At 46.0% G+C, this 9,365-nt stretch carries 8 protein-coding genes; 5 read left to right on the top strand and 3 right to left on the bottom strand.

The annotated features are described in order from the left end of the window. On the bottom strand, positions 1 to 857 hold an 857-nt coding region (locus tag Q0986_RS17465), incomplete at its 3' end, for a histidine kinase dimerization/phospho-acceptor domain-containing protein (RefSeq protein ID WP_299413421.1). Positions 858 to 1,155: 298 nt separating this feature from the next. Between Q0986_RS17465 and Q0986_RS17460 the strand changes: the two genes are divergently transcribed. The 3 genes from Q0986_RS17460 to Q0986_RS17450 all read left to right on the top strand — a co-directional run bounded on the left by Q0986_RS17460 (position 1,156) and on the right by Q0986_RS17450 (position 5,139). Continuing rightward, positions 1,156 to 2,445 carry a pentapeptide repeat-containing protein gene (locus Q0986_RS17460; RefSeq protein WP_299413418.1) on the top strand — a complete coding sequence of 430 codons (1,290 nt, stop codon included), beginning with the start codon at positions 1,156 to 1,158 and terminating at the stop codon, positions 2,443 to 2,445. 535 nt (positions 2,446 to 2,980) lie between these two features. Next, the gene (locus Q0986_RS17455; protein WP_299413413.1) at positions 2,981 to 3,667 is read left to right on the top strand and encodes a hypothetical protein; all 687 of its coding nucleotides are present in this window, start codon (positions 2,981 to 2,983) and stop codon (positions 3,665 to 3,667) included. A 425-nt stretch (positions 3,668 to 4,092) separates the two neighbouring features. Then, positions 4,093 to 5,139, top strand: a complete 1,047-nt coding sequence (locus tag Q0986_RS17450) for a WD40 repeat domain-containing protein (protein WP_299413410.1) — start codon at positions 4,093 to 4,095, stop codon at positions 5,137 to 5,139. 19 nt (positions 5,140 to 5,158) lie between these two features. Here the strand turns inward: Q0986_RS17450 and Q0986_RS17445 are convergent, their stop codons facing one another. Continuing rightward, complete coding sequence (locus tag Q0986_RS17445) at positions 5,159 to 5,722, bottom strand: Uma2 family endonuclease (RefSeq protein WP_299413405.1); 564 nt, start codon at positions 5,720 to 5,722, stop codon at positions 5,159 to 5,161. A gap of 355 nt (positions 5,723 to 6,077) precedes the next feature. Between Q0986_RS17445 and Q0986_RS17440 the strand changes: the two genes are divergently transcribed. Further along, on the top strand, positions 6,078 to 6,632 hold the full coding sequence (locus tag Q0986_RS17440) for an SMI1/KNR4 family protein (RefSeq protein ID WP_299413400.1): 555 nt from the start codon (positions 6,078 to 6,080) through the stop codon (positions 6,630 to 6,632). A gap of 22 nt (positions 6,633 to 6,654) precedes the next feature. Here the strand turns inward: Q0986_RS17440 and Q0986_RS17435 are convergent, their stop codons facing one another. Beyond that, positions 6,655 to 7,878: a PAS domain-containing sensor histidine kinase gene (locus Q0986_RS17435; RefSeq protein ID WP_299413398.1), complete on the bottom strand. Its 1,224-nt coding sequence runs from the start codon at positions 7,876 to 7,878 to the stop codon at positions 6,655 to 6,657. Between the two features lie 85 nt (positions 7,879 to 7,963). On the opposite strand from Q0986_RS17435, the gene Q0986_RS17430 reads away from it, so the two are divergent. Further along, positions 7,964 to 8,707 (top strand): response regulator, encoded by a 744-nt coding sequence (locus Q0986_RS17430; protein ID WP_299413396.1) that lies wholly within the window; start codon positions 7,964 to 7,966, stop codon positions 8,705 to 8,707. Positions 8,708 to 9,365 lie beyond the last annotated feature (658 nt).

Genomic DNA, 9,365 nt, shown 5'->3' with positions numbered 1-9,365 from the left:
AACTCCGTATCCAGCAGCAGCCCAGTCATTCCAATTACGCCATTCATCGGCGTGCGAATTTCGTGGCTCATCATCGCCAAGAAGTCGTCTTTCGCTCGGGCAGCAGCAGCGGCAGCAGCATTTTTTTCTTGAATAATACGATCGCCCCGATACACAATCCCAAGCAAGACCGCATACAGCAACCCAAGCACCCCGCTGGTTCCCCACAAAATATTGCGCTGAGTTGTTTCCACCTGCTTCAACAGCGGGGTGACATCGGTATACAGCTCAAATACCCCTTCAATGGAGCTCTCTGGGCCATCGGGTCGCAGAGGCAGATAGCTAGACAGGAGGTTGCGATCCTTCACCCGGCCCTGCATACCTGTAAAGGTGTCTTTATGATTGAGGAACGAGCGAGATTGGCCCTGAATAGCCGTCTGAAATCCCTTCGATTTACGTTTGTCCTGACCAATTTGCTTGGCACTGGTGGAAAAAACAGTTCGCCCCTGCGGATCAAAGATCTTAACTTTCAACACGGGGAGTCCCTGGGCCCAAGCGTCGACATCCTCCGTCAGCTTCAGGGTTTGGGGATGGGATTTTAGCTGTTTTTCATTCAGGGATCGAGTATTGCTGAGGAAGGCCCCATGGGTCTTCCAGAGGGTATTGGCAAAGGATTGGGTCAGGGCAACATTCTTGTTCTCAGTGACCTTAACTAAGCTCTGGATAGCACGATCTCTCGTGTACTGATTCAAGGTAACAATCGCCACCACAAACGCCGCAAAACTGGTGATGGAATAGTATCGCAGTAGCTTAAACACCGGAAACACTGACTCGCTAACATTTAACCGTTGGTGATAAGGGGAGATACTACCCCACATCTTGCATCAACTAATGTCCGTAGAGTACCCATTTAAATGAACCAATAATCTGAAAAGGTCCTCGTTCTTTCAGATTTTGTGAGGTGAATTACTTAACCCCTTTTCAGGACTGTCCTCTGAAACTGAGTGGCGTACGACCATTGTAAAACCTCCAAAACTCAGGCTGGGCAGAGTAACTCGGAAAAATTTATAGGTGGGATAAGGACATGACCTTGCGTGTCAAAAGGTAACAATCTGCATGATTCGGGCAGACTACGATTAAATAAAAGCGGTATTCGTCGTCTTTCTCTAAAACGCCATGACTCGGCCATCATCCCCAACGCCCAATCCAGAGGAACAGCAGAATACAGGGTCTCTGCCAATTTCTGAACAGGCAACCGAAGCAGAGCGTTCTTTATCGGGCGTGAATGGGAAAGGGGACGTACCCGCTACTTTGATGAATTTTAGAAAGGCTGCCAGTGCCAACTTGCGATCGCCCGTCTCCTCATCTTCTCTAGAACTGATCACGGGAGTTGCCACCGTGATCCTGATTATTGGGCTACTGCTGCATAATCCATGGATCGGATTGCCCGCTGCAGTGGTGGTGTTGTGGCTGTCCTTGCGAGTGCTATGGCCTCCACTCAGTGATGCCTTACAGGAATGGGTTTCGGTTCGCAATCAGCAACTGATTCTGGCCGGTTTGCTGAGTGTGATTGCCCTGATTGGCGTAGTACAGTTGACAGGGTTACCGCGCCTGCTCTTGGGTGAGCGGTCTGTCAATTGGGAGGCTGTGGGAGCTTTAGCAGACTCCTTTGGGGCGGTGGGACAGATATTAGTTGCTTTTTTGGCCCTTTATGTGGCGTGGCGACAATATGTCATCTCTAAAGAATTAACAGAACAACAAAACCGCATTACCCAGCAACAAACGATTGATGCCTATTTCCAAGGCATTTCTGATCTAGTGATCAATGAAGAGGGGTTGCTGGAAGATTGGCCCCCGGAACGGGCGATCGCAGAGGGACGGACTGCGGCGATTCTGACGGGACTCAGTGCCGAAGGTAAGGCCAAGGTGATTCGGTTTTTGTCTAGTTCTAAGCTGTTAACCCCCTTGAAGCGTGATCGCAGATTAGGCCGCGCTATTTTCGATGGGTTAGGGGGATATGAGGAAGACTTAGAGTATGGGGTGCGAGTGATTGACTTGGTGGGCATGCTGGCCAATACAGACTTGTCAGGGACCGATTTACGGCGGACTGAAATCAGTGAAGCCAATTTGGTACACAGCAATTTACAAGGCTGCGATTTAGGTCGGGCCAATTTATCCCGATGTATTTTATATGGAGCCAATTTAGCCAAAACAGACCTTGCCCGAACTCGCTTTTTCTACGGAACGGCGGAAGGCGCAACACCTCGCGATCGCATGAATCCTCCCAACTACAAAACTGGCGCTCAGACAGGAGCCGTGATTGAAAATGCAGATTTTTCCAGAGCGGAAGGACTATCTGAAGATCAGCGCTATTACTGTTGTGCTTGGGGCGGTCATAAAACCAGGGCAACCATACCAGGAGGGTGTGAAGGAATCCCTAATAAACTGGAGGGCCGCGATCGCTAGTGGCCATATCTCATCGGCTAAGTTGACCCATGCTTTCTAAATAAAAAATGAGCTAAATCGACGCAAGAGATATTGCAAAAAAATATATTCACTCGAATAAATATATTGCACTTATTTTAGAAATATTCAGTGACAAAAATCACAAAATAAATTGCATAAAATCTTCAGATTTACCTGAAGTATTTTATAGGGCATCTGGAAATTAAATCTGGTCAAATAAGCTTTAGATTTGGAATTTTAAGCCTCAGGATTGGGGTCTTTGATCCCTGCAAGGCCACCCAGGCAAATACAAGCTAAAAATACCTATCCTTCTCTTGAGGAATAGGATGGCTTTGCTGATCTTATCTCGAATTATATCGGGATAAGAAAGGTCCTTTTGCAGAATTTGGCTTGGACATTCTCTAGGTCTATTGATATTTATCGCGTTCAAAGTCCTCCACATCTATTCTTCTAGAGAAAATCATATCTCTATGTATATCCATTGAATTGATGTGTTTGCCTTACTCATTTATTCATCCATCTCAGGAGACTCTCTATGCTATTGTCAACATTCGAATTACTTCTCAAGGATATTACGCCAAATGAGGGTAATATTGCTAACTCAAATCGAAAAATTCTTCAGGGATATTTTCTAACGATTTCTAATCCCAATGACTCTGATATTCAGCTCAGATTGAAATTCACTGCTACAACCCCTTCACTCAATTCAAGTCAGTTGATTGTGATTGAAGATACGGGGGGTAGCAACAACTTTGGTAGTTTGGATGCAGATAATGGCTATAATTTCGACCTTGAAGCCAATGACACAGGATTGATTATTCTACAGCCTGATATTATAAATTTAGACCCCAGTGTAGATGCTGTTGAATTTAGAGGGTATGTCGAAATCCATGTAAGACAACCCTTTCCTTTCCCGGCATTGCTCAATCGCCAGTTACTGTTCACCCCCGAACATCGAGGCACATTTTTACCGAACTCAGGCGAAACAGAGTTTGATCAACTCTTTACTGCAGTTCCCACGTCTACTGGTGCTAGCTTGATGGAGGTTGATTCTATCTTTGATGGAGGTTTTCCTCCGTTTCCCCCGTTCCCATTGCCCAATGCACCCGGCACCAATCCTGCTCTTCCGGAGGGAGCTGATATGGCAAGTATGCAGCAAGCTTTGGTAGCGATGACCCAAAGTGTTAATGAATTAAGGCAGCAGGTCAATTCCAATAACTAAGCCGCTGCTGGCCATTGATATTGAAATATAGCTAAAACGACTGGGGGCATTGATGAGTCCTTGCCCCCAATCGCTTTAAAAGTCAACAGCGTCTACGTCCCACGGTTTACGGTCAGGAAATGACGTTTCTGAGATCCAGAGGGGAGTCGTAAAGCTGACTGCCTGACAGATCTTTAGCATCCAAGTTTAATCAATCATCAAGTCTCTTCTGTATCAGTTGTATCAGTCGTTACAGAGGCTATTTACGACTAGCATGAGTATTGATTATTGAAAGTTGGGGGGTCACCCCCATCAATTAGTCCAAGTTGATAGTGGCTAAACACTATATTCAGGTTCATTATGGTTAATTTATCTTCCGCTGTCCCTGTTACCGTATTAACCGGGTACTTAGGGAATGTAGTAGCCTCTTTCCAAGCCTGTTTAGTGTGAGTACAGCGCAGTTTCGGTTACAGATCATAGATCAGCTCTCTGACTATGTGCGGGGGTTAGCCTGGACGGCAGATGGCCACACTTTAGCGGCGATTTCGGCGGCGGGAGAGGTGGTGCTGTGGACTGATTCAGATCGCCCTAACCGGCAGCGGGTTGAGTTGCAAGGGGCGTGCGATCGCACCTGTGATTGCGTGGGTTTCTCTGCCAATCATCAATTTCTGGCGGTGGGAGGAGAAGCGGGCCTGTTGCAAGCGTGGGATCTGCAATCTGACCTTCCTCAGCTAGTGTTTAAGGAGTCCTATGGGGCCAATTGGATCGAGCAGTTGGCCTGGCATCCGGTGCAGGAGTGGTTGGCGATTCCCGTCAACCGTACGGTGCAAATCTGGGATCTCTCCCACCAAAAGCTGATGGCAACCCTAGACTTTGAAACGTCCACTGTTCTAGATTTAGCGTGGCATCCTACGGGACAATATTTAGCCGTCAGTGGTCAGAGCGGCGTCAAAGTCTGGGATGTGCAGAAACCAGAGAATCCCCCTGTCCGATTTGAGGTGCCAGGAGCGAGCCTTACCTGCCGATGGTCTGCGGAGGGGCAGTACCTGGCCTCTGGCAATCTGGATCGCACCCTTTCGGTACTGGCGTGGGGGCAACCTCCGCCTTGGCTGATGCAGGGATTTCCAGGAAAGGTGAGTTCGATTGCCTGGTCTGATTCCAGTTCCCCACTATTAGCAGCAGCCTGTGTGGATGGGATTACCGTTTGGCAGCGAAAGGGGAACCAATGGAGCAATGAGGTGTTGGCGGAGCATCAAGGATTTGTAAAGGCAATAGCGTTTCAGCCAAACTCCCAACTTTTAGCTTCCGGGAGTAATGAGGGGGGTGTTCTACTTTGGCATAAGGCCAAAAAAGTGAGCCAAACGCTGAAGCCTTTAACGTCAGGAACAGCTTGTCTAGCCTGGCATCCCTCTGGGAATTTTCTAGCAGGTGGAAGTAGGGATGGAAAGATTATGATCTGGACACTAGGATCATCTAAGCAAGGATTTGGTTAGTGAGTGTCATCAAGAAGATTCAATTCTTGCCGAGCTTTAACCAGCTAAATATTTCCTCTGCCGTCAGGTTTAAATTCATTCCATCTAGACCTTGGAGCTGTTGGTCACCCCGATAGATTTCTATCTCTTTGTGAGGTGTTAATACCAGCACAGAATAGTCATCTGGATCGATTAACCAGCCCAAGAGACCGCCATGGCGTATGCAGTGGAGCAGATTATCAATCACACGATTGGCATTCTGATCGGGAGAAAGAACTTCAATTGACCAATCTGGAGGCTGAGTAAAGTTATCTTCTGGCTCCCCCCAGTCATTCAGTTTAATTTTCTCTAAAGACACCACCACAAGGTCAGGCACTACTGAGCGCCCCCCAAATGTACAGCGCAGTTCAGGTAAAGTCAGATAACGGCCCTCTAAATTATCTAATTTAGTCAATAGCCGCTTTTGCAATAAAGAGTGTCGAACTTTAGGCATTGGTTTTTGAGCTGCCTCGCCATCGACATATTCCCAAGCTGGCGATTGTTCCAGATTTGGGAATTTAAGAAACTCTTCTAACGTGAGTGTTTGAGTCTTGGCAAATGTCATGCTAGTCCTCCAATCTTGAGCCTAGCATAGGCCGATTGTTATGGTTTAGATCCAGATTGATTGCGTCAGATCGTCGTATAGCCATAGTTAGGCAACCATACTGTTAGCTCACCCCTAAATTTCGCAGCATGCTTGATCACCCCCTTTGCAAGACGTTGACAGAAGTCCAGTCCGCACTTGATAGGTTCCATGGTCACAGGTTCGGACTGAATACGTTGCTGATAAGATTCTAGCTCTGCCAGAAAATAGTTGAATTGGATAACTTGAAGTATCAGAAAATCTTTCTAGAGAATTGCGTTGATGATATCACTATGGAAGTGGCTCTTGAATTGCAGCACCTTGAAAATCACTGCTTATGAATTTTAAACAAGAAGGTATTGATAAAAAGTGGCTCGAATTATTTGAGAAACTCTCAATAGTCGGGAAGCCACGGACTTCTTCAATTGGTGAGCTTAATGAATTTGAGTCTAGAACAAAAGTTATACTACCTCAAGAATTTAAAAGTTTTTGTCAGGTGTTTGGTTCGGTTGTATTTAAGAATAGCCAGACATTTATTGATTGTCCGCGTGATGATTCAAGAGACTATCATGAAGAAAAAATGGATTGGAGAAGTGCTTCTTTGGTAGGACTTGAAGAAGGTGAAGAAAATCATGATTTTCTGAACTCTTCGTATTTCTTCGGTGCAGGAGATAATCATTCAATGCTTTGTTGGGATCTCAGGACCTATAAAGCCTCTGACAGAAGCTATGATATCCACATTTATAACGATATCGATAATAAAAAATATCGGCATGGTCGCTCTTTCTTTGACTTCATTATTGATATTTGTATAGAAGTGAGAGTTCCTGAAGGCGTCCTTATAGGCTGTCTACATCCCGATGATCGGGAAAATATGTTTCGGTGCTATTGATCATCATTTTGGGAGCTTTGACTTAGTACATGGCTTGGCTTATATTCACCGGTAGCTGAATGATAAATGTTGTGCCTACACCTATTACACTCTCAAAGGAAACCGTCCCATTCAATAAATCCACAAATTGCTTGACAATACTCAGTCCTAGACCTGTGCCCGGAATGTTGCTTACATTCTTGCCCCGATGAAAGGGTTCAAACAACAAGGATTGATCGACTTTGGGAATGCCTAATCCTCGATCAATGATGTGGAAGGTCAATTGCTGTGGTTCGTGAACTAACTTCAACTCAATCAAACCTGCCTGCGGGGAATAGCGAATGGCATTGTGTAAGATATTGATCAAAATTGAGCGCAGTAACTGCTCATCAATGACGGCCTCTAACTTTGAATGATCGCAAGTAAACGCTAGCTGATGGCCTTGGGTGGCGGGTTGCAGCTCTTTCAGTAAATCCTGACAAAACTGGGCCACATCTATCTCAGTAGACTTAGGAGCCAACTGATCAGCCTCAATTTTGCCGATCACTAAAATATCATCGATCATGGCAGTCATTCGGTCTGTATTGGCAACAATCGCTTGCAAATATTCTTGCTTCTGATGGGCCGATAGACGCTGCTGGTAACGCTCTAGAGAAGAAACGAGCAGCGCAATATTATTCAATGGATTGCGAAATTCATGACAGACCATAGAGACAAAGCGCGATCTCAACTCACTGAGTTCTTGTAGTTGTTGGTTAGCCTGAAGTAACTCTGCAGTTCGTTCTTGGACTTTGAGCTCCAGGGCTTCATTGGTTTGCTGGAGAATCCGCTCTGCCCACTTGCGCTCCGAAACATCCCGAAACGTGACCACCGCCCCCACGAGTTGTCCCTGCTCATCCTGCATGGGGGTACTGATATATTCCACTGGAAAGGAGGTACCATCTTTGTGCCAGAACACTTCATCAGTGACCCGGTGAACGACCCCATCCTTAAAGGCGGCATAAATCGGACAGGTCTGGCGGGGATAGTGACTGCCGTCGGGATGGGAATGATGCAAGACCCGATGCATGGACTGGCCGATCAGATCCGCGGTTTGCCAACCGATCATCTCCGCTGCGGCTGGATTCACAAAAGTGACGTTTCCCTCTAAATCGAGGCCATAAATCCCTTCCCCCACGGAATTGAGAATCAGTTCATTTTGTCGTCGTAACTGTTCCAGTTCACGGGCCGTGGGCGGGTGAGCCTTGGGCTCCCAACTGTTATCCATTACACCAAAACGCTCTCCATAAAGCGGTTAACTAACGGTTGTGCGATCGTCAGAAACCACGATCAGGTTGATGGAAGCTGGAGCGATGACCCAGACGATTCTCATTATTGAGGATGAGGCCCAGACTCGCAGGGTGTTCCTCAGCAGTTTAGCCTTTGAGGGGTTTGGTGCTTTAGAGGCCAGCTGTGGCTGGGATGGGGTAAAGTTGGCCCAAACCCACCACCCGGATCTGATTGTCTGTGACATTATGATGCCAGATATGGATGGCTATCAGGTGTTAACTGAGCTGCGACAAGGCGCTGATACGGCGGGCATCCCATTTATTTTCCTGACGGCAAAGGCAACCATGGCTGAACTGCGCGTTGGCATGAACCTGGGGGCGGATGACTATTTGACCAAACCTTGTACAGTGGGACAGTTTTTAGATGCGATCGCAACTCGTCTGCAGCGCCATGCCAACTTCCAACAGCAATCTCTAGAAGCATCTCCTCCCACTCGTATTTTTCCTGATTGTCCTCGACTCAATCCTATCTTTCAATTTATTGAAGACCATTATCAGCAGCCGATTCAGCTTCAGGACGTCGCCCAGGTGGTTGGCTATTCTCCGGCTTACCTGACCAGCCTGGTCAATAGTCAAACAGGCCGTTCTGTTAAACAGTGGATTATTGAACGCCGGATGGTGCAAGGCCGCCAACTGTTGTTGGATACGAATGCATCCATCAAACAGGTTGCGTCGAAAATTGGCTACACCGATGTGGGCTACTTTATTCGTCAGTTTCGCCGAATTCATGGGGTTTCCCCCCAAGCGTGGCGGCAAAGCCAAAAATAATACAAGGGGCCGGAGGCCGGGTCTACCTCGATTAGTTAACGCCAACCGAAAGAAAGTCCCATCATTGCTAAAGATTTTCCAATGCTTTGAGGATAGGTAGGCTGATAGGATTTGAAGTGAGTATAAAAAATAATCTATTTAAACAAACTTGCTAAACAAAAAAACTCTAATTACTTCTGTTTACCTTTTTAAGATGTAAAAATAATTCATATCTTGAAAACAATAGGATAAGTCCAAGTGTAAGACTTTAAGCTAACTCTATAAACGACTGGATTCTGAATTAGAAGAAGAGACTAGGCAGGACTTAGTTTTGCCTCAAAACCGTGATCTAGACAGGTTGTATTGGGTGTAAAAGCCTTTGAAAGCAAACTTCTTATGGTTTTAAGTAGGATTTTATCCGTTTACCCCCGATTTCTCTTTCCATCTGTCTGAACAGTTGTGAAACAGAAAACCACGACGATGCTAATGGGGTTTTTGTATTTACAAAAAATAGGAATGCCTGAATTAATTTGTTTTTTGAGAGCCGTATCAAATACTACAAAATCACTTTAAAAATCAAGCTTTAATTATTTTCAAATCTAGCAATGCCTATACCCGGAAATTATGGCGGTATCTTCGTTTAATCACTCCGCACAGAAGTGGAATAACCTCACGTCTC

The sequence above is a fragment of the Acaryochloris sp. IP29b_bin.148 genome, assembly GCF_028285565.1.
GTDB lineage: Bacteria > Cyanobacteriota > Cyanobacteriia > Thermosynechococcales > Thermosynechococcaceae > Acaryochloris.
This window is presented reverse-complemented; position numbering and strand designations above follow the sequence as displayed.

Coding starts and splice junctions, on each gene's coding strand:
- Q0986_RS17460 (WP_299413418.1), top strand. CDS start 1,156: ATGACTCGGCCATCATCCCCAACGCCCAATCCAGAGGAACAGCAGAAT.
- Q0986_RS17455 (WP_299413413.1), top strand. CDS start 2,981: ATGCTATTGTCAACATTCGAATTACTTCTCAAGGATATTACGCCAAAT.
- Q0986_RS17445 (WP_299413405.1), bottom strand. CDS start 5,722: ATGACATTTGCCAAGACTCAAACACTCACGTTAGAAGAGTTTCTTAAA.
- Q0986_RS17440 (WP_299413400.1), top strand. CDS start 6,078: ATGAATTTTAAACAAGAAGGTATTGATAAAAAGTGGCTCGAATTATTT.
- Q0986_RS17435 (WP_299413398.1), bottom strand. CDS start 7,878: ATGGATAACAGTTGGGAGCCCAAGGCTCACCCGCCCACGGCCCGTGAA.
- Q0986_RS17430 (WP_299413396.1), top strand. CDS start 7,964: ATGACCCAGACGATTCTCATTATTGAGGATGAGGCCCAGACTCGCAGG.